The organism is Kitasatospora sp. NPDC001540 (genome assembly GCF_042894345.1).
In the GTDB taxonomy this organism is placed as follows: Bacteria; Actinomycetota; Actinomycetes; order Streptomycetales; family Streptomycetaceae; genus Kitasatospora; species Kitasatospora phosalacinea_C.
This window is the reverse complement of the sequence record NZ_JBIAVO010000034.1, coordinates 32201-52814: the sequence shown is the minus strand read 5'-3', so window position 1 is coordinate 52814 and position 20614 is coordinate 32201. Positions and strand designations below refer to the sequence as shown.

Genomic DNA, 20614 nt, shown 5'->3' with positions numbered 1-20614 from the left:
CAGTGACGGCGGGTCACCCGGGCCGGTGACGGCGGGTCAACCGGAGCGGTGACGGCGGGTCAGCAGGGCGTGGGTGGCCAGGCCCAGCAGGAGGCCCCAGAACGGGGCGCCGATGCCGAACAGGGTCATGCCGGAGGCGGTGGCCAGGAAGGTGACCACCGCGCCGTCCCGGCCCCGCTCCTCGGCGACCGCCGCGGCCAGGCTGCCCTGGAAGGAGGCCAGCAGGGCGACGCCCGCGATCACCGCGATCAGGGCGTGCGGCAGGCCGGTGAACAGGCTGACCAGGACGCCGCCGAAGCTGCCGACCAGCAGGTAGAGCAGGCCCGTGGACATTCCGGCCACGTACCGCCGACGCGGGTCGGGGTGGCTCTCGGGGCTGGTGCAGATCGCGGCGGTGATCGCCGCCAGGTTGACGCCCGGCGAGCCGAACGGGGCCAGCAGCACCGACAGGCCGCCGGTCGCGCCGACCAGCAGCCGGTCGTCGGGCCGGTAGCCGGAGGCCCGCATGACGCCGAGGCCGGGGGCGTTCTGCGAGGCCAGCGCGACGATGGTCAGCGGCAGCGCCAGGCCCACGGCGGCGGACCAGGAGAACGCGGGGGTGGTCCAGACGGGACGGGTGGGACCGCCGGAGCCGAGGTGCAGCGGGAGCCCGACGGTGGCCGCGGCCAGCAGCGCGCCCGCGAGCAGCGCCAGCGGGACGGCGTAGCGCGGCACGAGGCGCTTGGCCAGCAGGAAGACGGCGAAGCTGCCCAGCACCAGGGCGGGGGCGGCGTGCAGTTCGGCGAAGATCCCCGCGCCGAACGTGAAGAGGATCCCGGCCAGCATGGCGTTGACGATGCCGGCCGGGACCGCCCTGATCAGCCGCCCGAACAGGCCGGTGGCGCCGAACAGCGCGACGGCCACCGAGCTGAGCAGGAACGCCCCGACCGCCTCCGGGTAGGGGTACGCGCCGAGGCTGCCGACCAGCAGCGCCGCGCCGGGGGTCGACCAGGCGGCGATCACGGGGGTGCGGGTCCACCAGCTGAGCAGCAGGCAGCTCAGTCCGCTGCCGATCGACACCGCCCAGATCCAGGAGGCGGTGTGCGCCCGGTCCAGGTGCCCGGCGGCGGCCGCGGCGAGCACGACGACCAGCGGGCCGGAGAAGGAGACGGCGATGCACACCAGGCCGGCCAGCAGGGCGGGCAGCGAGGCGTCCCGCCGCAACGAGGGCCGGTCCGGCAGCGGGGCGGGCGGCTCCACCGGGGCGGGCCCGACCGGGGCGACGGTCTGATGATCTGACATTGCAGCAGTATCCCGTCCCGCCGCCGGCCGCCGGCCGCCGCGTCCGCGAACCGACCGCCCCGCGCCGCGCCGACTCAGCTCCTGCCGCTCAGGCGCCAGACCTGGTTCTTCTTGGTGGTCAGGGCACCGGCGGAGTCGCACGTCCACTGCTGGACCAGCGCCCCGACGGCGGTGGAGATCCCGCTGACGTCCACGCACTTGCCGCTGTGCACCGCGACGAGCTGGTAGTCGGCGGCGGCGACCTGCCGCAGCGTGAACTGCTGGTTCGTGCCGCCGTGGCAGGTCCACTGCTCGACCGCCGCCCCGTCGGTGGTGGAGGCGCCCTCGACGTCGAGGCACTTGCCGCTGTGGCGGTTCACCACGGAGTAGGTGTCCGCCGTCCCCTGCACCGGGCGGAAGTCGAACTGCTGCTCCTCACCGGCGTCGCAGGTGTACTGCCGGTACTGGGTGCCGTCGGCGGTGCTCAGGTCGGGGTCGTCCAGGCAGTGGCCGCTGTGCTGGGCGACGGCGCTCGACGAGAACCCGGACTGGCCGGAGGAGGCGAACTGCCACCAGTTCAGGTTGAACAGGTACCCGCTGCCGCCGACGAAGCGCAGGTACAGGTCGTGGGTCCCGGTCGCCCCGGCCACGGGGCACGAGACCGTGCTCCAGCTCTGCCAACCCCCGGTGCCCGGCACGGTGCAGGTCCCGACCGTCGGCCCGGTCACGCCGTCCAGGTGCAGCTCGATGCGGCCGCCGCTCGCGCCCGAGGCCACCCTGGCGCTGAACGATCCGGCACCGGTGCCGAACGCCGCGCCCTTGACCTTGGTGTAGTCGCCGTTCTCGATCCAGCCGACGTCCATCCCGCCCTCGCTGGAGGCTTCGGTCTCGATGCCGCTGCCCCACGCGATGGTCTCGGCCTCCTGGCGGACGTAGGGGTCGAGCGTGCCGACCTGCGGCACCCCGGCCGTCGTCATGTTGATCGTCGGAATGGTGCCGTCGGCGTTGTAGCCGAACTTCTCCACCGCGACCGACCGGGTGTAGCCGCTGCCGCCCGGCAGGGCGCCGTTGTGGTAGAAGAAGTACGAGCCGCCGTTGAAGTCGACGATGCCGACGTGGTTGGTGAAGCTGCTGCCCTGCGTGGGCATGATGGTGCCGCGGTAGGTCCACGGCCCGGTCGGGCCGGGCGAGGTGGAGTACGCGATGAACTCGGAGCAGCACTTCGCCGCGAACACCATGTAGTACAGGCCGTTCCGCTTGTAGAACCAGGGGCCCTCCTCGTACAGGGTCGGCCGGTTCGCGTCTCCCGTGCGGGTGCCGAATCCCGCGGTGGTCAGCGGTATCTGGGTCGGGCTGCCGGAGTACGAGACCATGTCGGCGTTGAGCCGCACGTACCACAGCCTCGGGTTCCCGTAGTACAGGTAGGCCTGCCCGTCGTCGTCGATGAAGACGGTGGGGTCGATCTCGGCGTTCTGGATCAGCGGGTGGCCGAGCGCGTCGTGGAACGGCCCGGTGGGGCTGTCCGCGACCCCGACGCCGATGGCCTGCGACCCGTTGGTCATCCGCACCGGCACGTACCAGTAGAACTTGCCGTTGCGGTGGACGGCCTGCCCGGCCCAGGCGTCCGAACCGGCCCAGCTGAAGGTCGCCAGGCTCATCGGCGAGCCGTGATCGGTCCAGTTCACCATGTCCGACGAGGACCACACCCGCCAGTCGCGCATCCTGAAGGTCGTCGAGTTGTCCTCGTCGTGCCCGGTGTACAGGTAGACCCGGCCGTTGTAGACCAGCGGCGCCGGGTCGGCGGTGTAGACGTGCTGGACGATCGGGTTGTCCGCCCGGGCCGCGGCCGGAAGGAGCGCCACCGCGCAGAGCAGGCTCGCCGCCAAGGCGAGGAAGCGTTGCGACCAGCGCTGGAGTGTGGATGTCACGGTGTGGGTCCCCTGTCGGGTCGGGAGGTGAAGGAGCGGCGTCGACGCCACCTCGCGGCGCGCACCGACCGGACCGACACGGCCTCCCTCCGCCCCCGGGATCACCGGTGCGGGACGGGCCGACGGCGATGTTAGCGCTAACATTCCTGGGCCCGGCCATGCGGGGAGCCAAGCCCGCAGTGCAGTCGGGCACGCGCCGCGCGTGAGCCGAGTGTCCCTCAGCATGTACAGGATCAGCCAGAGTTCTGCCCGAAGGGGAGGCGGACCCTCCGCATCGGGGTCGGCGACGACGACGGCTGCGGCTGCGGGAACGGCCGGCCCGGCGCAGTCGCCGCCGTACCCCCACTGCTCGACGCAGAACCGGGCCCCGGTGACCGCGCCCTCCCTGGCCCGTTCGGCCCGCGCCCGCACGTTGAGCTCGGCCGAGCCCACGCTCCCGTGCCGGTCAACCTTCCGCGCCGGTGGGGCGTCCGCCCCGCGGTCCGTCGTTCGTGGGCGCTACGATCACGGCCACTCGGACGGAAGAACGAAGGACAGCACATGGCCCTGTTCAGCGGGCGCAAGCAGGCCCGGGCGGAGAACGCCCTCCGGCAGGCCGAGTTGGTCGCTGCGGGCCCGGCGCCCTGGCGGGCCGGGCGGGAGGCCCGCAGGGCCGTCGAGCACTGCGCCGCGGTGTTCGGCCCGGGCGCCGAGGCGACCGCCCGCGCCCGCGCGCTGGTGGCCAGGGCGCTGCGCTCGGCGGGGGATTTCGACGGCGCGGAGGCCGAACTCCGGTCCGCGCTCGCGGCGGTGGAACCCGACGGCGCGTCGGACGGCACGCTGCGCGGCGAACTCGCCGTGGTGCTGGAGCTCGGCGGACGGGCGGCGGAGGCCGAGCAGGAGGCCCGGCGGGTGCTCGCCGCGGGGCACGGCACCTGGGAGACCCGCCAGTGGCTGGCGATCTCGGTCGGCTCGTCGGGGCGGCACCGGGAGGCCGCCGAGCTGTTCGCGGAGGCGGCCGGGCACGCCCGCGGCCTGCCCGACGGCGAGACGTACTCCTGCAAGCTGCGCAGCGACCGGCTCGCGCAGCTGGTGCTCCTGGGCCGGTTCGCGGAGGTGGACGAGGAGGCGGTGGAGCTCCGCGCCCGGGCCGCCCGGCTGTCCGGCCCGACGGGCCTCCTCGTCCCGGTGGCGGTGGACAACAACCGGGCCCTCGGCCTGGTGCTGCGCGGGCGGCCCGGGGAGGCCGAGCGCCTGCTCCTGGGGGGTCTTCGCGCCGTGGGCGGCCGGGGCCGGGTCGCCGTGGTGCTGCAGATCAACCTGTCCCGCACGCTGCTCGCGCTGGGCCGGGTCGCGGAGGCCGCCGACGCGGTGGCCGCGGCCAGAATGCTCACCGGTGGGGTCCAGGCGCTGCCCGCGCACGACCGTACCGCCCTCGCCCACGCCGAGGCCGCCGTCCTGCTGGCCCGCGACGAACTCGCCGCAGCGGAGCGGCAGGCCCGTACCACCCTCCCCCACCTCGCCCCCGCCCACCACCGGGCCCTCGAACTCCGGACCCTCCTCGGCACCGCCGAACTCCGCCGGGGCGCGGGCAGCGACACGCTCACCGCCGTCCTCGCCGACTGGCGGACGCACTTCGGCCCGGACCACCACGGCGCAGCGGCGGCCCGGGCCGCGCTGGCCGACGCAGGCGGTCGGCCGCGCGCCTGACCGGAGGACTCCCGCTCTCGGGCGCCGCTCCCGCCCCACGTCGCCCGGCCCCGGGGTTCCGGCCGGGCGACTCCGCGTCGGTCGCTCAGCCGTGGGCGGCGGACGGCTTGCGGAGGCCGCGGGAGAGTCCGGCGGCGGCGAGGAGGGCGCCGATGACGCACAGGACGGCGGTGACCTGGACGGCGGTGTGGACGCCGTTCATGAAGGCGTTGCCGCTGCCTTCGACCACGGCGGCCCTCAACTGGGCGGGCATGGTGGCGTCGACGGGGGCGACGCCCATCGCGACGGCGTCCTTGGTGCCCGCGAAGCCCTGGGCGGCGGGTTCCGGCACGCCCGCGCCGGTCAGTTCGCGCACCAGGGTGGAGCCCACCCGGCCGCTGACCAGCGAGACCAGCACGGAGGTGCCCAGCGCGCCGCCGATCTGCAGCGCGGTGGCCTGCAGGCCGCTGGCCACGCCGCCGTCGCGGACCGGGGCGTTGGCGACGATCGCGTCGGAGGAGGCGGACATCACCATGCCGACGCCGAGGCCGATCAGGACGAACGGCGGCCACATCGCCCCGTACCCGGAGTGGCTGTCCCAGGTGCTCATCCACAGCGCGGCGACGGCCTCCAGCAGCATGCCCGCGGGCATGGTCAGGCGGGCGCCGAAGCGTCCGGTCAGGGCGGCGCCGAGGGGGGCGGCGACGACGGAGGCCAGGCTCATCGGCAGGGTGCGCACGCCGACCTCGACCGGGCCGAGGCCGCGGACGTTCTGCAGGTAGAGCATCAGGAAGAAGATCACGCCGAGCAGGACGAAGAAGTTGACCGCGGTGACGACGGTGCCGATGGTCAGGGCCGGGCTGCGGAACAGCCGCATCGGCAGCAGCGGGTGCCCGACCCTCGTCTCGTACCGGGCGAAGAGCGCCAGCAGCAGCAGGCCGCCCGCCAGGGTGCCCAACGTGCCGCCCGAACTCCAGCCCCAGCTCTCGCCCTTGATCACGCCGAAGACCAGGGCGACCAGGCCGAGGGCCAGGAGGGCGACACCGACCAGGTCGAAGCGGTGCTGCCCGGTGGAGTCCTTGCTCTGCGGCAGGACGAGCAGGCTGAAGACCAGCGCGCCGATGCCGATGGGCACGTTGACGTAGAAGACGGACTCCCAGTTGACGTGCTCGACCAGCAGGCCGCCGACGATCGGACCGAGCGCGGTCGAGCAGGAGGCGACCATCGCCCACAGGCCGACGGCGGTGCCGAACTGCCGGGGCGGGAAGACCGCGCGCAGCAGGCCCAGGGTGTTGGGGATCAGCAGCGCGCCGAACAGGCCCTGCAGGGCGCGGAAGGCGATGACACCGCTCACCGAGCCGATCAGGCCGATCAGCACCGAGGAGAGGACGAACCCGGCGACGCCGACCAGGTAGAAGGTGCGGCGGCCGAACCTGTCGCCGAGCTTGCCGCCGAGGATCAGCGCGGCGGCCATCGCCAGCAGGTAGGCGTTGGTGACCCACTGCAGGTCGGAGGTGGAGGCGTGCAGGTCGCGGCCGATCTCCGGGTTGGCGATCGAGACCACCGACCCGTCGAGGTTGACCATGAACAGGCCGATCGCGACGGCGATCAGCGTCAGCCACGGGTTGGCGCGCCGCCCGCCGGATTCACCGGGCCGTGCGGGCAGGGCGGTGCGGTCCACCGCTGTGGAGGAGGACATGAAGGTGCCTTGTCTGAAAGGGAGTTGACGGAAACGTCGCGCCGGGCCGCGGTCGCGGCACGGACGCGCGCCGGAACGCCGTCGGACCTGCCCGGGTGCGCCGGGTCGGCGGGTGGGAGCGGGCGGTGCCGAGCGGTCAGTCGGCGGAGCGAAGGTGCCGGACGAGCGAGTTGAGGGCGCCGAGCGCCGAGCCGAGGGCGTCCTGCTCCCCGTCGGTGAGCGTGGCCAGCAGCCGCGTCAGGTGCGCGGTCTTGATCGCCCGGGCCTCGGCCAGCCGCGAGGCGGCCAGCGGCGTGGGGTGCAGGTGCGCGACGCGCTTGTCACCGGCGTCCCGCCGACGCTCCAGCAGGCCCTGCTCGGTGAGCTGCGTGACGAGGGCGCTGACGTTGTTCGGCTTCATCAGCAGCACCTCGGCGGCCTCGCGGACCGTGACGCCCGCGCGCTCCTCGACCAGCCGCAGCAGGGCGAGCTGCCCCTCGGGGAGGCCGGGGTGCGGGAAGTCCAGCGCGACCTGCCGCTCCAGCACCCGGTTCAGCACGGGCAGGACCGACACCAACGCCTCGGCGGTGGAGTCGACTTGCTCGCTGCGAGCACGGGAGGAGGGCACCGCCCCAGATTAGATACACCTCCATACCTATGTCAACATACCCAACCTTGGCGCGCGAACGACCTGCGGGCGGGACGGCAGTGCCGTCCCGCCCGGACCGGAGCCGAATCCGGTCAGCCGAGGGTGATGGTGCGCTGGACGGGCAGGTCGCGGGAGGACCGGCCGGCGGAGAGGGCGTACAGGCCCGGAGTGAGGCACCAGGCACCGGACTGCCAGGTGGAGAGGTCCTGGGCGGTGACGGTGAAGGTGACCCGGGCGCTGGGCCGTTTCTCTCGGATCATCTGATCGTTGGTCTGGTGTGCCGTTGACTGACGCGCGGTGGGCGCGGATGGAGCCGTTGTTGCCGGCGCGGGATCCGGGCGGTGATCCCCAACCGGCCGACCAGGTCGCCAACCGCAAACGCAAGGGTCGCAACGGCGGCCGACCGCCTACCTTCGACCGCGACGCCGACAAACAGCGCCACACCGTCGAAGGGTGCATCAACCGCCTGAAGAACCGGCGCGGTCCGGCCACCCGCTACGAGAAGACCGCCACCGTCCACCAGGCCGGACTCCCCATCGCAGGCATCTTCATCCGGTCCGCCCACTGATCCAAAAGAAAGACCCCAGGGGAGCGTCATTCCCACCATGCCGTATGTCCTGGCGGCGGCCTGTGCCGGTCAGTGTCGGAGGCGAGCGCTACCGTACACCGGCGTGAGCACTGTTGATCCTGCCCTGCGGGCGGGACATGCTCGAACGGTGAGCAGGAAGTCGGAGTCGTTGTGAGTTGGCGGGGCGGACAGGGCATCCCGGCGATCTACGAAGCAGGCGGGTCGGAGTTCCACGTCGGCACGTCTGAGGACGTACGGGCGGTCGTGAATGCGATGGATCCCGCCGTCAAGGACGGCCTGGACTACGCCGCGGTGCCGTGGGAGAGGTTCCACCACGCCTTCGGTCCCGGTAGCGACCTGCCCGAAAGACTGGAGCGGATCCGCTGTGCCGATGCCCGCGGGGCCGACGACCAGGTGGACGTCCTGTGGGACATGATCTGCCACCAGGGAACCCCCAACGCGGCCGGGGCCCTCGCCGTCCCCTTCCTGATCCGCATCGCCCTCACCCACCCCGTGCCACTGCCCCGCGCGCTCCGGCTGGTCGGGACCCTCGCCCGCCGTTCCCACCTCGGCGACGGCACCCGCACCGGACTGCTGCGCACAAGCGCCCCCGCCGACAGCCTCGCCTTCGAACCCAGCGGCTACGTGAGCACCTGGTCCATCCAGGCCGCCCGACAAGCCCTCACCGAAGACGCGGACCTGCTGCTCCCCTTGCTCTCCCACACCGTCCCAGCGGTCCGGACAGCTGCCGCCTACGCACTCGCGGCCGCGACGCCTCCAGCGCGCGACCGGATCACAGCCGCCCTGCACACGTGCCTCGATGTCGAGGACGACCCGGTGACGCGCGCGAGCCTGGTCCTGGCCATCGGCGAACTGGCCTGGGAGCAGCGCGACGCCGACGCTGTCTCCCGCACCCGCACATGGTGGCAGGACCCCGCCCGCCCGGCGGAAGTCAGGATCAGCGCAGCCCTCGCCTGGCTCTGCCTCGTCGACGACCCCATTCCCGCCGACCTCGACGCCCTCCTCGACACCGAAGCCACCGACCACCTCGCCGACCTCCTCTCCCCCGTTCCCTGGCTCCACCACCTCGCCGAGAAGCAAGGCCTGCACACCACCCTCACCCAGATGCGCAATCCGGACGACTACGCCTGGATCGCCGACCTGTACTGACCCCCTGCCCCAGCCCGCACGCCAAGCCGGGACGAGGCCCTGGCCATCACGACGGCCTCCGCCCCCCCAACCAGCGACATCGCGGTTTCAACCTGAGCAACCACGCACGAGGTCGATGGATGAAACGCCCGGCAAGCGGGGACGCGAGGATGGTCAGCCGCGAGGAGGCCGTTTGCAGGGATTTCACCTTGCCGGCGGTCCATTTAGGAGATTTTCAACGCTGATTCTTCTTGCGCTCTTTGCGGCGCAGAAAAAACTCGTTGGCAGATGAAGATCGAGACCATTTGGAGAGGATCATCAGCGCGATCGCCCCTACGATGGCAAGAATGACCCAGATGATGGACATGGATATCCTTTCACAGGAGGGCGCCGGTGATATCGCCCAAGTCCTTGAGCGCACTGACGGTGTCAATTGCGTCGCCGGCGCCTTCATCCACGTAGTCACCGACCAGGTCTGCGGCTACATCCGACGCGCAACCGATCCCGAAAGAAACTGCCGCGCCGATACGAGTTTCGGTGACCCCGGTCGCAAGGCCTGTGCCAGCTGCCATGCCGCCGCCCTTGACGCAGCTGAGAGCTTAACTACCCACTGAGGAAAGGCCGGTGGGGTCGAGGTAGGCGCCGGTGTAGCGCCAGGGCTGGGGGGCGGTTTCGGTGGTGGTGCGGGCGCTGCCGTAGGGGGTGTGGGTGCAGGCGTCGACCTGCTGGCCGGCGTTGTCGACCACGGTGGTCACCGAGCCCTGGGCGTCGGTGAGGTAGTGGTAGGTGGCGCCGCCTCGGGTCATACCGGTGAGGGTGCCCGAGGGTTCCCGGATCATGCTGCTGGTGGTGGTGCCGGCCCGGAAGGCCGTCACGCCCAGGGCGGTGTTGGCGAAGGTGGTGGTGCCCAGGCGGGTGCGTTCGCCGTTGTCGGTGCCCGCGTAGGCGGCGTCCAGGTGGGTGCCTCCCGTGGTGATCCCGGCGAGCTGGGAGAAGTCGGTCCAGGTCTCGGCGGTGCGGGCGCCGGTCGGGGAGGCGGCGGCGCTCTCGTTGCCGGCGCCGTCGTAGCAGTACAGCCAGCCCGCAGTGCGGGCACCGGAGCTGTTGGTCTCCACGGCGCGGGTGAGGCGGCCGAGGAAGGCGAGTGGGACTGGTCGCGGTGCGCGGTCGACTCGGTGAGCATGCGGGCCCTGACAAGGGGGAGCTGACAGGTCCGAATCCTGCCGATCGGGGCAAGTACGGGTCGAAGACCCACCTGCCCACCGAACGCACCGGCCTGCCCCTGTCGCTCGCCGTCTCCGGTGCCAACGTCCACGACAGCCAGGCCCTGACACCGCTCGTCGGCGCCTTCCGCCGACCGCACCGCCGCTACGAGCGCAAGGCCGACCACTTCGCTGCCTTCGCCGGCATCGCCGCCGCCCTCATCCGCACCCGCCGACTCCCCAAATGAGATGTCTATCAAGGCGCCTCCGTGGCCGAGCTGACCTCCCGGGCAGCCCGCAGCCCGGTGCGAACGACTGGAGCTGCAAGCCCAGCGTCACACACCCGCAGCCCGTCGTCCTGATGCAAGAGTTACGACCGCTCTCCGCACGCCCCTGGGGGCGCGCAGGTGTTTCCGGCGCCCTGCGATGCTTCCGAAGCGTGTGCGCACGCCCTAGTGCGCACGGCGGAGCGGGCGTACGGTCGGGGCCCCGATCGGGACCGCCGCTCGCGCCGTTCACGGCTGGACCGCGCGCCCGCGCCGCCCGATCACGCATGGCAAGAAGGAAGGCCTTCTCGTGCCCATACCCTCACGCGCACTCACCCGCCTACGCCTCACCGCGCTGTCAGCAGCAGTCTGCCTGCTGGCGAGCATAGGGCTGCTCGCCTCGCCCGCCCACGCCGCCGGCGTGCTGGACACGACCTGCACGCCGCCCAGCAGCAGCACGACCACCTACAGTCCGCCGCTGACCCTGACGCCGCAGCCCTCGTCCTCGACGCTCTCGTACCAGTTCGGTCCGTGCGTCTCCCTGTCGCAGCCCGCCGTGACCTCAGGCACATCCACGAGGACCAACCCCGCCAGCTCGCGCAGCTGCCTGGACCTGCTGGGCGTCAGCGCGGGCACGCTCACCATCACGTGGAACACCGGACAGACCAGCACCCTGTCGGTGAACGTGACGTCCACCAGAGCCGGCGCTGCGCTGGTGGTGACCCAGACCGGAACCGTCACCTCCGGCCTGTTCGCGGGCGACACGGTGGTGATCACCCAGACCGGACCCGCGGCCGACGTACTCCTGTGCACGGCCGGACTGGGGACGGTCCCCAGCATCTACGGCCTGCTCACCCTGGAGATCACCTCCGTATGACCCCCGTCGTCCGCGCACCCGCGCGTCATGACGACTCCGCGGTCGAAGGCAGGCGGTCGGCTGCCGTTGCGGCCCTTGCGTTTGCGGTTGGCGACCTGGTCGGCCGGTTGGGGGATCACCGCCCGGATCCCGCGCCGGCGTAGGTGTTGGCGGTTGGCCCTTGACGAGTGGGCCCGGTCCGTCAGGACCACGAGAGGCCGGGTCCGTGGTCGGCCGGCCGCCCTGGGTACTCGCGGGGCGGCCGTCGCGATCCTCACCGTCGGCCTGGTGCAGTTCTTCTTCATCTGGAACGACCTGCTGGTCGCCCTGACCTTCACCAACAGCCAGGACCTGCGCACCGTCCAGGTCGGCCTGCTGAACTTCACCGGCGACTTCGGCGCCACCCAGTACGGCCCGCTGCCCGGCGCCGACCACCGCCTGGTGCCCTGGCCCGCCGCGCCGCTCGCCTCCCGCGAACGCGCCACCGTCCGCGTCCGCCTCCGGGCCGACGGCGAAGGCCCCTCCGCCTGGAGCGCGCCCACCGCCGTCGAAGCCGGACTCCCCTCCCCCGCCGACTGGACCGCCGCCCCGGTCGGCGCCGGCCGACCCGAGGACCTCGACGCGTCACCGGCGCCGAACCCTGCCCGCCCCTGGCCCCCCACTTCCACGACCGGGCCCCGAACGGGCAGGTCGCCGAACGTGACGGTGGCGCCGGTGGCAGCGGGGAGGGTGAACTCGGGTGCCTGGGCGCCGGGGGCGCCCGACGAAGCCGCAGAGCTCCTGCACCGGACGGCAGGCCCCGACCGGCTGCGCGCACGCCGAAGAGCACCCGGGGATCGACGGACCGTCCGTCGTCAACCCCAGGGTTGACGACGGACGCCCGGGCGGCCGCCTATGGTGCGGGGATGCGCGAGGGTGGGTACGGGCGGCTGCTTCGAGTCGATCCCGTGGTGGTCGACGCGGTTCTCGCGGCCACCTTGGCCGGGGTGACCGTCGTCTACGCCTTCCAGGCGTACGGGGCCCAGTACCGGGCCCAGGGCTGGCGTCCGTTCGACGCGTGGGCGATCGGACTGACCCTGCTGGTCCACCTGCCGCTGGTGGCGCGGCGCCGTGCGCCGTGGGCCGTCTTCCTGCTCTCCTGCGGAGGGCTGCTGGTCTACACCGCGGCCCGCTACCAGCCGTCGGTGAACCCGTGGGCGCCGCTGCTGGCCTGCTACACCGTGATCGTGCACCGCCCGGCCCGGGCGAACGCCGCCGCCGCGGTCACCACCGGGGTCTGGATGGTGAGCGGAGTGGCGGCCGACATGTCGCCCGCGCTGGCGCTGACGCAGTCGGCGATCTGCGTCGGAACGGTGTGGTACTTCGCCACCGGCATGCGCAACCTGTCCGAGCGCAACGCCCAACTCGCCGAGCTGACGGAGCGGTTGAGGCAGGAACAGGCCCTCCGGGCCCGGCACGCCGTGGTCGAGGAGCGGGTGCGCATCGCCCGGGAGCTGCACGACGTGGTCGCCCACCACCTGTCGGCCCTGGCCGTGCAGGCCGGACTGGCCGACTACGTCTTCGCCTCCGACCCGGCCGCCGCCCGGGCGGCGCTCACCTCGATCGGGGCCACCAGCCGGGTGGCGCTGGAGGAGATGCGCGGACTGCTGCAGGTCCTGCGCTTGGCTCCCGAGACCTCGTCCGAGGAGGACCGGCTCTACCACTCGGCGCCCGGCCTGGACCGGCTGGAGGAGCTGGTGGAACGGACCAGGGCCGCCGGTGTGGCGGTGGAGGTCACCGTACGGGGCCGGGCGCGCCCGCTGCCCGCGGGCGCCGACCTCTGCGCCTTCCGGCTCGTCCAGGAGGCGCTCACCAACGTGATCAAACACGGCGGCCGACCGGTCACCGCCAGCGTGGACCTGGAGTACGGGGCGGACCGGCTGACGGGCCTGGTGGCGGACGACGGGCGCGACGGCGGCTCCGGTGTGCCCGGGAGCGGGCTCGGCTTGATCGGGATGCGTGAACGCGTCAAACTCTACGGCGGGTCGGTGGAGGCCGGTCCCCGGCCGGGAGGAGGCTTCGAGGTCGCCTTCTCGATACCCTTCCCCGTGTCCGGCGCGTAGCGGCAGGGGGCCGGAGCCCGCCGGCGAGGGGGAGGCGGCAACCGTGACCACCGTTCTGATCGTGGACGACCAGGTGCTGATCCGGGCGGGGCTGGCGGCCCTGGTGCGGGCCGCACCGGGCCTGGAGGTGGCCGGCGAGGCCGCCACCGGCGAGGAGGCCGTCGAACTGGCCGCCCGCTGCCGCCCGGACGTGGTGCTGATGGACATCCGGCTGCCCGGCATGAGCGGCATCGCCGCCCTGGAACGGATCCTCGCCGAGGCCCGCGAACCGAAGCCCAAGGTCGTCATGCTGACCGTCTTCGACCTCGACCAGTACGTCTACGCGGCCCTGCGGGCCGGTGCCAGCGGCTTCCTGCTCAAGGACACCCCGCCCGAACGCCTGCTCACCGCCGTCGAGTTGATCGCCGGCGGCGAACTGCTGTTCGCCCCCAGCGTCACCCGGCGGCTGATCGAGACCTTCGCCCGGCAACCCGGCCCGGACCGCGAGCAGCCCGCGCGCCTGGAGGCGCTCACCAGCCGCGAGACCGACGTGCTGCGCCTGGTGGGGCAGGGCCTGACCAACGAGGAGGTCGCCGACCGGCTGGTGGTGAGCATCGCCACCGTCAAGACCCACCTGAACCGGGTGATGTCCAAACTCGGTCTGGCCAGCCGCGCCCAGGCCGTCGTGACGGCCTACGAGAGCGGCCTGGTCACCCCCGGCCGGAACGCCGCACCGGGTGGGAGCTGACCGGGCGGCCCGGCGGCTCCGGAACCCGGCCCACCGGTTCCGGCCCACGGGTCCCGCCTCACAGGTTCCGGACCTGGTAGCCCGACCTGGCCTTCCGCAGGAGGTCGTCGACGGCCCGGGCCGCCGTCTTGCCGTCCGGGACGTCCACCCAGATGGTGAGCCGTTCCTGACGGGAGCTGACCAGGATCAGGGTCTTGGACAGCCGCCTGGGCGCCCCCTTGACGTCCAGGTTGTAGGACTCGGTGAAGACCGCCGCGTCCCGGCCCTGCTCGGTGGTGGACTCCACCGATGCCACGCTGGCCGCGCCGCCCTGGGGCGGGGTGGCCTGCTCGTGCTCCCGCTTCCAGCGCTCGGCGATGGCCCGGGCGGTCTCGGTGGACTTCTCCTTCCGGTCCACCCCGATCCACATGTCGCCCTTGGGCGAGGTGTAGGAGGTGCCCCGGTAGGGGCTGTCGGGTTTGCTCAGGTCGTCCTGGACCTTGATGGTCCAGTCGGCCGGGGCCGCGATGGTCAGCTCCATCCGGTACTCGTCGTAGCGCCTCCACCCATCCGGCAGGTCGTCCCCGGTCAGCCGCACGGTGAGGGCGAGCAGCAGCGCGAGGGCGACCGCGCCCACCGCGCTCGTGGTGAGGCCGGTGCGGCTGCGGAGCCAGCGCCGGGCCCGGAGCGCGCGCGGGACCGGCAGGGGGTCCACGACCCGCAGGGTCGGGGCGTAGGGCAGGCCCGGCTGCGACGGCGGCTCGGCGGCGGCGTGCAGCAGCGGCCGGGCCTGCTGGGCGGTGAGCCGGCGCTCCGGTTCCTTGAGCAGCAGCCCGGTCAGCAGCTCGGTGAGCCCGTTCGCCTGCTGCGGCGGCGGCAGTTCGGCGAGCAGGATCGCCTGCAGGGTGGAGGGGGTGGTCTGCCGACGGAACGGCGAAACGCCCTCGACGGCCTGGTAGAGCATGATGCCCAGGGACCACAGGTCGGACTCGGGTCCGGGGCGCCGCCCGAGCACCCGCTCGGGCGCGAGGTACTCGGGCGAGCCGACGAAGGCGCCGGTCTCGGTGAGCGCCTGCTCGCCCTCCACCTGCGCGATGCCGAAGTCGGTGAGCACCACCCGGTCGTACCGGCCGAGCATCACGTTGCCGGGCTTCACGTCGCGGTGCAGCACGCCCGCCTCGTGCGCCGCGCCGAGGGCACCGAGGACGGCCAGCCCGATCCTGGCCGCCTCCTGCGGGGCCAGCGTGCCCTCCTCCAGCGTCTCGGCGAGCGACCTGCCGCGCAGCAGCTCCATCACGATCCAGGGCTGGCCGGACTCGGTGACCACGTCGAAGATGGCGACCACCGACGGATGGTCGATCCGGGCCGCCGCCCGGGCCTCGCGCTCCATCCGCAGGTGGGCCGTACGGCGCTCCGCCGGGGTGAAGTGCTCCGGTACCTGCGGCTCCTTCAACGCCACGTCGCGGTCCACCACCTCGTCGTGGGCCCGCCACACCGTGCCCATGCCGCCCGCGCCGAGGCGCTCCAACAACCGGTACCGGCCGCCGATCAGCCGCCCCGCACCGGCCACCGGGCCCGGCCCGTCCGCCGCCGGTCGGGGCGTGGGACGGTCGGACGGCGACGACTCGGCACCGTCCGGCGCCCCGGCCTTCGTCGCCGCCCCGGCGCCCGTCCCCGTTTCGGCGCCCGTCGCCGTGCCGGACCGCTGTTCCCGTCGGCGGACCGGTGACGGCGGCTGGAGACCGTAGCTGGTCGGCTCGCCCTGCACTCCGCTGATGTCCACGTCTCCCCTTGACTCCACCCGCGGGCCGTGCCCTCGCCCGGGACCGTGCTGCGTCGTGCGGAGAGGGCCCCTTGCCGTCTCCGCACCTCCAGGAGGACGACCGTAATGCGGGGCCCGCGGCCTGCCATCCATCCCAGGGCTGGTCATCGACCACAACCAGCGCTGTAGCAGCGAAGCGCCTCAACCCCAGGTAGGAGTCCCCTGCCACGCGCCGCACCGAGGCCGGGCCCACCGCCTGCCCGGCGTTCCGCCGCCGGTGGTCGTGCACGAGCGGCGGCAGCCGGCAGTACCGAACCCGAGGAAACGAACAGCCCCGCCCGACTCGTCCCCAGCGCCCGCACCGCCGACCGGCGGTCGAGCGCCTGCCGAAGCGCACGCCGCGCAGCGCCGGCACCGTCCCGCGCCACGCGGCCCGTCGGCGCGCACACCGCCACCAGGTCGGTCCCGGACGCGCCGCACCGGCCCGGTGCCGATCGGCAGGACCGCCAGCTGGCCCTGCCGGACGTGGTGCTGCTCGACGTCGGCGCGCAGCGCCAACGGGGCGGTCTCCTCGCCCCGGTCGGGGAAGGCCGCGGCGCCGGGCCGACGCCCGCCCGCTGTGCCGCCGTCGACGAACTCCCCCGGCGGGCCCTCGCGCCGGGGGCGAGCAGCCGCTCGCGAACTGCGACCGCTCCCCGGACGCGCCGACACCGCCCGCGCTCCGGCCGGCCGTCGGCGGCCACGAAGCCTTCCCCGTCCTCGGCTGCGCACCGGTCGGCCGGTGACGCCCGGACCCGGCTGCGGTCCGTCAGTTCTTCTGCAGGGCGCGGGTGACGCCCGCGATGACGGCGGTCGTCAGCACCCAGCCGAAGGCGATCAGCAGGTAGGCGAGGCACTGGAGGCTGCCGCTCGACCAGTACCAGGCCGTGCGCTGGCCCAGTCCGCCGATGGGGACCAAGAGGTCGAGCGTGTAGACGAGGGGCTGGAACGGTGCGCCTTCGCCCTCTTTGACCGGCTCCGGGGAGTGGGTGCCGAAGGTCAGCGTGCCCAGCAGGGTCAGCGCGAGGAGCCAGAGGCCGGCCAGCCAGGGGCGGTAGCCGTAGCCGACGGTCAGGTCGAGCAGGTGCCCCCACGCCCGCGCGGCCCGGGGCAGGGTCAGGCGCCGGTGGCGCTGTTTGGCCAGCAGGACGCGGCGGGCGTCGTCGTCGTGGCCGGCCTTCCGGTACCAGCTCGCCAACTGCTCGTAGGGCTGGGGGTGGTAGCCCGGACCGCGCCGGATCCACGCCACGCGGTGGGCCGCGGAGTTCCGCCGCTCCCCTGCTCCGTCCGTCTTGATGGAGCCGTAGACGAAGCCGTCCAGCTCCACCACGTCCGGCCAGCTGTGGTCGTTGTCGTGGAGGTGGGACACCTGCGCCCCCTGCAGGTCCACGGCGCCGGACGCTTGCCGGGCGAGGGTGAGGTCGAAGTCGACCACCTGCATCAGCGGGGCGGCCAGTGACGGGCCCCGGCCGTCGGGCGGCCCGTCCAGGACTGACCCGGCGAAGGTCACGTTCTCCGAGATCCGGGCGCCCCGCAGCCGTACGGTTCCTCGCGCGGCGAACCCGTCGGAGAAGTCGAGCGTCGAGGCGACGGCACCGTCCAGGGCGAGCACCACCCCGCGTGGGCCGGGGCGCTCCAGCAGGGCACCGCGCATGTGCAGTCCGCCCGGCAACTGGGCCCCCATGAGCCGGACCACACCGTGCGCGGTGAATCCGTCCTCGCAGTAGACGCCGCCCTCCGCGACCAGCCCGCCGGCGGAGACGGCCAGCCCACCCGGTGCGATGATCCGGGCGCCGCCGAGGTTCACCGCGCCGCTCACCCGGGCGTTGATGAGCGACAGGGCGGTGGGCCTGCGGTGGAAGGGCGAGGCGGAGCCGCTCGTGATGTGCGAGCGCCGCAGGTCGAGGCGTCCGTCGATGCGGATCAAGCCGGCTTCCACGCCCGGCACCCGGCTGCCCACGAGCGCGATCGACCGGGTCGACGCTCCCGAGAGGTCCACCCCCTCCTCGAACCAGCAGTCCTCGATCCGGAGGGCGTGGGCGATCTGCGCGCCGGCCAGGTCGAGGTGCCCGGATATCCGCGCCCCGGTGAGCCCGAGAGCCGCCACGGCACCCGTCCGCGCGGGGTTCGCCCCCTGGAGGAGCGCCACGATCACGGCGGCCCGCACCGTCCGCCCGGAACCCCACCGCCCGCCCCCGGCCACCGGGTCCTCCTCGGGCACACCGGTGCGCAGGTCCACGAGGCGCCCCTCGGGGAACGCGTCCCACAACTCACGTTCAGGTGAAGTCAACTCGTCATATGAGAACACCCGTGCAGAGTAGTGATCTCCCCCGCGTCCGCCTCGCCCCACTGCGTCCTGACCGGAAGGCGGTCCGTTCCGCCGAGGGTTGCGCCGGTGCTCGCCCGGAGAACGGCGATCGTCGCCCTGCGCCACGACGGCGTAGCTCAACCGACCGGGTACTCGCCAGTACTCGACCGGCCTGTCGCGGCCGTGCGCGCAGCCGCGCTGACAGCCCGCCGACGACAGGTGCCTGCCCCGACCGTGTCCGCGTTCTCTACGGGTTTCCCGTAGGGGCCGCGTGCCGACGGCCGGTTCGCCCTCCGGCGCAACCCCTACACCGCCGAGCCGACGTCAACTCCCTTGCGGGGAAAGTACGGTCACGCCCATGACCGGAATCCGCACCACCGCCGCCCTGGCCGCCCTGCTGCTCGCCCTGCCGCTGTCCGTCGCCGCCGCCCCGCCCGCCGGGGCCGCTCAGGCCGCTGCGGCTGCCGTCGCTCCGGCCACGGTCCGGGCCGAACTCCCGCGCCCCACCGGGCCGTACGCGGTCGGGCAGGACGTCCTGGAACTCGTCGACCGGGACCGGACCGACCCGTGGGTGCCGGCCTCGGGCCCGCGCCGACTGATGGTGTCGGTCTACTACCCGGCCAGGGCGGACACCGGCGGCCCGGCCCCCTACATGACCCCCGGCGCGGCGCGGATGCTGCTGGACGCCAAGCTGCCGGGCAACACCATCCCCACCGAGGCGCTCACCACGACCCGGACCTGGGCCGCCTCCGGTGCCCGCCCCGCGCCCGGCCGCTACCCGCTGGTGCTCCTCTCGCCGGGCTTCACCATGCCCCGCACCTCGCTGACCGGCCTGGCCGAGGACCTGTCCAGCCACGGCTACGTGGTCGCGCTGGTCGACCACACCTACGAGAACACCGGGACGACCTTCCCCGACGGAACCACGCTGCCCTGCGTGATGTGCGGACAACTGCGTTCCCCGGAGGACTGGGCGGGCCTGGACCGCAGCCGAGCCCGGGACATCTCCTTCGTCATCGACCAGTTGACCGCCCGCCCCCACCCCGCCTGGCGCCACTCCCGGATGATCGACCCGACCCGGATCGGCACGGCAGGCCACTCCGCAGGCGGCGCGGCCACCGTCCCCGCCCTGCTCGCCGACGACCGGATCCGGGCCGGCGCGGACCTGGACGGCACCATGGACGTCCCGGTGCCCGCCACCGGCCTCGGCGGCAAACCGTTCCTGATGATCGGGCACCCCCTGCCGGACGGCGCCGAGGACACCAGCTGGACCGGGAGCTGGCCCCGCCTGGACGGCTGGAAGCGCTGGCTGACCGTGGCCGGCACCAACCACGCCTCGTTCACCGACCTCCCGGTCCTGCTCGACGCGCTCGGCCTGCCCGACGCGGGCCGGTCCCTCCCCGCACCGCGCGCCCTCCAGCTCACCCGCACGTACGTCACGGCCTTCTTCGACCTGCACCTGAAGGACGTCGCCCAGCCGCTCCTCGACGGCCCGACCCCGCAGAACCCGGAAGTCACCTTCCACCCGTAGACGCCCGCCACCAGCCCCCGCCCGATCCGCCGGGCGGCCGACCGGCAGCCACCCGGGGCGGCGATGACGCCTCGCAGGATGAACCGCTCCGCCCGAGGAAGGCCCCCGAGGGCGCACCACGACCGGACAACGCCTCCGGACTCCCACATCGCCGTCAGGATCAGCGTGGTGCGCTCCCTGGCGCCGGAGGCGCGGGGTGGGGCAGCAGACCGTGCCGCCTTCGAGTGCAACAGCCAGCCCGGCGGCTATCTCGCTCACGCCTCACTCGGGCACCTGCACCGCGCCGGGTGCCGAAGGGCCGGGTCGCATCGCAGATCGCGGCCGATAACCCTGGGGCATGACGTCCCAGTTGTCGTGACTGACCAGGGTTGACCAGCAGGGGTCCTGGCCGCCCACTGTTTCAGGCGGCGAGACCGAGGTCGAGGGTCTCGCCTCCGGAAGCTTGCCGACCTTTCGCCGACCCCGGACGACCGGCCACCTGCCCGCGTCGGCAAGAACCGCTGGTCACGTGCCGGAGCAGCAGCTCACGGCAGTCGGCCGCCGTAGAACGGCCCGTAGTAGAGCGCCAGTTCGGCCCGCAGGTCGTGGTCGTTGTGCTGGTCGGCCCGCAGCAGGGGCGGGGCGGAGCCGATCTCCTCCTTGGTGCGGTCGACCCGGACGGTCTGCCGTTCCAGGTCGACCTCACGGACCGTCACGGCGGGCAGCAGGACGCGGTGGTGGAAGATCCACGGCGCGGTGTCGACCACCAGGTACTGCGGCCCGAAGTCCTCCGCCATCCGGTCCACCCGGCCGATCGGCCCGTCCTCCGCCTCGACGTGGAAGCCGACCAGGTCGATGCCCACCTGGTGGCCGGACGCGTCCCGGTAGGTCCACAGGTCGACGTTCTGCTGCTCGCTCATGCTCGTCCCTCCGCTCGTACGGCTCCTGACGGGCGGTCGTTCCGCC

At 73.2% G+C, this 20614-nt stretch carries 20 protein-coding genes and 2 pseudogenes; 11 read left to right on the top strand and 11 right to left on the bottom strand.

What is annotated here, in order from left to right; genetic code table 11:
• Positions 1-36: 36 nt before the first annotated feature.
• Both ACFY00_RS30330 and ACFY00_RS30325 read right to left on the bottom strand, forming a co-directional pair.
• Positions 37-1281 carry a benzoate/H(+) symporter BenE family transporter gene (locus ACFY00_RS30330; RefSeq protein WP_388035249.1) on the bottom strand — a complete coding sequence of 415 codons (1245 nt, stop codon included), beginning with the start codon at positions 1279-1281 and terminating at the stop codon, positions 37-39.
• A gap of 74 nt (positions 1282-1355) precedes the next feature.
• A complete protein-coding gene (locus ACFY00_RS30325; RefSeq protein ID WP_388035246.1) occupies positions 1356-3188 on the bottom strand; it encodes a family 43 glycosylhydrolase in 1833 nt (610 codons plus the stop codon).
• Between the two features lie 540 nt (positions 3189-3728).
• Here ACFY00_RS30325 and ACFY00_RS30320 point away from each other — a divergent pair.
• On the top strand, positions 3729-4877 hold the full coding sequence (locus tag ACFY00_RS30320; protein WP_388035243.1) for a hypothetical protein: 1149 nt from the start codon (positions 3729-3731) through the stop codon (positions 4875-4877).
• An 85-nt stretch (positions 4878-4962) separates the two neighbouring features.
• Here the strand turns inward: ACFY00_RS30320 and ACFY00_RS30315 are convergent, their stop codons facing one another.
• The 3 genes from ACFY00_RS30315 to ACFY00_RS30305 form a co-directional block, all read right to left on the bottom strand.
• Complete coding sequence (locus ACFY00_RS30315) at positions 4963-6555, bottom strand: MFS transporter (protein ID WP_388035240.1); 1593 nt, start codon at positions 6553-6555, stop codon at positions 4963-4965.
• A gap of 136 nt (positions 6556-6691) precedes the next feature.
• Complete coding sequence (locus ACFY00_RS30310) at positions 6692-7162, bottom strand: MarR family winged helix-turn-helix transcriptional regulator (RefSeq protein WP_388035237.1); 471 nt, start codon at positions 7160-7162, stop codon at positions 6692-6694.
• Between the two features lie 113 nt (positions 7163-7275).
• On the bottom strand, positions 7276-7443 hold the full coding sequence (locus ACFY00_RS30305) for a fibronectin type III-like domain-contianing protein (protein ID WP_388035234.1): 168 nt from the start codon (positions 7441-7443) through the stop codon (positions 7276-7278).
• A 47-nt stretch (positions 7444-7490) separates the two neighbouring features.
• Here ACFY00_RS30305 and ACFY00_RS30300 point away from each other — a divergent pair, with 47 nt between their 5' ends.
• Both ACFY00_RS30300 and ACFY00_RS30295 read left to right on the top strand, forming a co-directional pair.
• Positions 7491-7751 (top strand): hypothetical protein, encoded by a 261-nt coding sequence (locus ACFY00_RS30300; RefSeq protein WP_388035232.1) that lies wholly within the window; start codon positions 7491-7493, stop codon positions 7749-7751.
• Between the two features lie 264 nt (positions 7752-8015).
• Positions 8016-8921 carry a hypothetical protein gene (locus ACFY00_RS30295; protein ID WP_388035229.1) on the top strand — a complete coding sequence of 302 codons (906 nt, stop codon included), beginning with the start codon at positions 8016-8018 and terminating at the stop codon, positions 8919-8921.
• A gap of 214 nt (positions 8922-9135) precedes the next feature.
• Here the strand turns inward: ACFY00_RS30295 and ACFY00_RS30290 are convergent, their stop codons facing one another.
• Entirely contained in the window at positions 9136-9267 is a 132-nt protein-coding gene (locus ACFY00_RS30290; RefSeq protein WP_388035227.1) for a hypothetical protein, read from the bottom strand.
• Between ACFY00_RS30290 and ACFY00_RS30285 the strand changes: the two genes are divergently transcribed.
• Positions 9248-9514 (top strand): hypothetical protein, encoded by a 267-nt coding sequence (locus ACFY00_RS30285; protein WP_388035224.1) that lies wholly within the window; start codon positions 9248-9250, stop codon positions 9512-9514. The two genes, ACFY00_RS30290 and ACFY00_RS30285, sit on opposite strands and share 20 nt — an antisense overlap.
• Here the strand turns inward: ACFY00_RS30285 and ACFY00_RS30280 are convergent.
• The gene (locus ACFY00_RS30280) at positions 9500-9706 is read right to left on the bottom strand and encodes a hypothetical protein (protein WP_388035222.1); all 207 of its coding nucleotides are present in this window, start codon (positions 9704-9706) and stop codon (positions 9500-9502) included. The two genes, ACFY00_RS30285 and ACFY00_RS30280, sit on opposite strands and share 15 nt — an antisense overlap.
• A 10-nt stretch (positions 9707-9716) precedes the next feature.
• On the opposite strand from ACFY00_RS30280, the gene ACFY00_RS30275 reads away from it, so the two are divergent.
• From ACFY00_RS30275 to ACFY00_RS30265, 3 genes and pseudogenes are all read left to right on the top strand, one after another.
• Positions 9717-9845, top strand: a complete 129-nt coding sequence (locus ACFY00_RS30275) for a hypothetical protein (protein ID WP_388035220.1) — start codon at positions 9717-9719, stop codon at positions 9843-9845.
• Positions 9846-10024: 179 nt separating this feature from the next.
• Positions 10025-10350 (top strand): annotated as a pseudogene (locus ACFY00_RS30270) (transposase); the annotation flags it as partial.
• 328 nt (positions 10351-10678) lie between these two features.
• Complete coding sequence (locus ACFY00_RS30265; protein WP_388035217.1) at positions 10679-11245, top strand: hypothetical protein; 567 nt, start codon at positions 10679-10681, stop codon at positions 11243-11245.
• An 8-nt stretch (positions 11246-11253) separates the two neighbouring features.
• Here the strand turns inward: ACFY00_RS30265 and ACFY00_RS30260 are convergent.
• Positions 11254-11478 (bottom strand): annotated as a pseudogene (locus tag ACFY00_RS30260) (IS5/IS1182 family transposase); the annotation flags it as partial.
• A gap of 34 nt (positions 11479-11512) precedes the next feature.
• Here ACFY00_RS30260 and ACFY00_RS30255 point away from each other — a divergent pair.
• The 3 genes from ACFY00_RS30255 to ACFY00_RS30245 are packed head-to-tail and all read left to right on the top strand — an operon-like array spanning position 11513 to position 14053.
• A complete protein-coding gene (locus tag ACFY00_RS30255; RefSeq protein WP_388035215.1) occupies positions 11513-12094 on the top strand; it encodes a hypothetical protein in 582 nt (193 codons plus the stop codon).
• A gap of 35 nt (positions 12095-12129) precedes the next feature.
• The gene (locus tag ACFY00_RS30250) at positions 12130-13326 is read left to right on the top strand and encodes a sensor histidine kinase (RefSeq protein WP_388035212.1); all 1197 of its coding nucleotides are present in this window, start codon (positions 12130-12132) and stop codon (positions 13324-13326) included.
• A 43-nt stretch (positions 13327-13369) separates the two neighbouring features.
• Positions 13370-14053: a response regulator gene (locus ACFY00_RS30245; protein ID WP_388035210.1), complete on the top strand. Its 684-nt coding sequence runs from the start codon at positions 13370-13372 to the stop codon at positions 14051-14053.
• Between the two features lie 58 nt (positions 14054-14111).
• Here ACFY00_RS30245 and ACFY00_RS30240 read toward each other — a convergent pair whose 3' ends face one another.
• Positions 14112-15815: a protein kinase gene (locus tag ACFY00_RS30240; RefSeq protein ID WP_388035208.1), complete on the bottom strand. Its 1704-nt coding sequence runs from the start codon at positions 15813-15815 to the stop codon at positions 14112-14114.
• Positions 15816-16602: 787 nt separating this feature from the next.
• Positions 16603-18141, bottom strand: coding sequence for an oxidoreductase (locus ACFY00_RS30235; protein WP_388035205.1), 1539 nt, complete (start codon positions 18139-18141; stop codon positions 16603-16605).
• 358 nt (positions 18142-18499) lie between these two features.
• On the opposite strand from ACFY00_RS30235, the gene ACFY00_RS30230 reads away from it, so the two are divergent.
• Positions 18500-19669 carry an alpha/beta hydrolase family protein gene (locus tag ACFY00_RS30230; protein WP_388035203.1) on the top strand — a complete coding sequence of 390 codons (1170 nt, stop codon included), beginning with the start codon at positions 18500-18502 and terminating at the stop codon, positions 19667-19669.
• Between the two features lie 524 nt (positions 19670-20193).
• Here ACFY00_RS30230 and ACFY00_RS30225 read toward each other — a convergent pair.
• A complete protein-coding gene (locus tag ACFY00_RS30225) occupies positions 20194-20568 on the bottom strand; it encodes a PRC-barrel domain containing protein (protein ID WP_388035200.1) in 375 nt (124 codons plus the stop codon).
• Between the last annotated feature and the right edge of the window lie 46 nt (positions 20569-20614).

What these genes read in the sequence shown, in the direction of transcription:
- ACFY00_RS30280 (WP_388035222.1), bottom strand. Translation starts at nt 9,706, where the DNA reads ATGACCCGAGGCGGCGCCACCTACCACTACCTCACCGACGCCCAGGGC.
- ACFY00_RS30330 (WP_388035249.1), bottom strand. Translation starts at nt 1,281, where the DNA reads ATGTCAGATCATCAGACCGTCGCCCCGGTCGGGCCCGCCCCGGTGGAG.
- ACFY00_RS30285 (WP_388035224.1), top strand. Translation starts at nt 9,248, where the DNA reads ATGACCCAGATGATGGACATGGATATCCTTTCACAGGAGGGCGCCGGT.
- ACFY00_RS30225 (WP_388035200.1), bottom strand. Translation starts at nt 20,568, where the DNA reads ATGAGCGAGCAGCAGAACGTCGACCTGTGGACCTACCGGGACGCGTCC.
- ACFY00_RS30315 (WP_388035240.1), bottom strand. Translation starts at nt 6,555, where the DNA reads ATGTCCTCCTCCACAGCGGTGGACCGCACCGCCCTGCCCGCACGGCCC.
- ACFY00_RS30320 (WP_388035243.1), top strand. Translation starts at nt 3,729, where the DNA reads ATGGCCCTGTTCAGCGGGCGCAAGCAGGCCCGGGCGGAGAACGCCCTC.
- ACFY00_RS30305 (WP_388035234.1), bottom strand. Translation starts at nt 7,443, where the DNA reads ATGATCCGAGAGAAACGGCCCAGCGCCCGGGTCACCTTCACCGTCACC.
- ACFY00_RS30300 (WP_388035232.1), top strand. Translation starts at nt 7,491, where the DNA reads ATGGAGCCGTTGTTGCCGGCGCGGGATCCGGGCGGTGATCCCCAACCG.
- ACFY00_RS30290 (WP_388035227.1), bottom strand. Translation starts at nt 9,267, where the DNA reads ATGTCCATCATCTGGGTCATTCTTGCCATCGTAGGGGCGATCGCGCTG.
- ACFY00_RS30250 (WP_388035212.1), top strand. Translation starts at nt 12,130, where the DNA reads ATGCGCGAGGGTGGGTACGGGCGGCTGCTTCGAGTCGATCCCGTGGTG.
- ACFY00_RS30230 (WP_388035203.1), top strand. Translation starts at nt 18,500, where the DNA reads ATGACCGGAATCCGCACCACCGCCGCCCTGGCCGCCCTGCTGCTCGCC.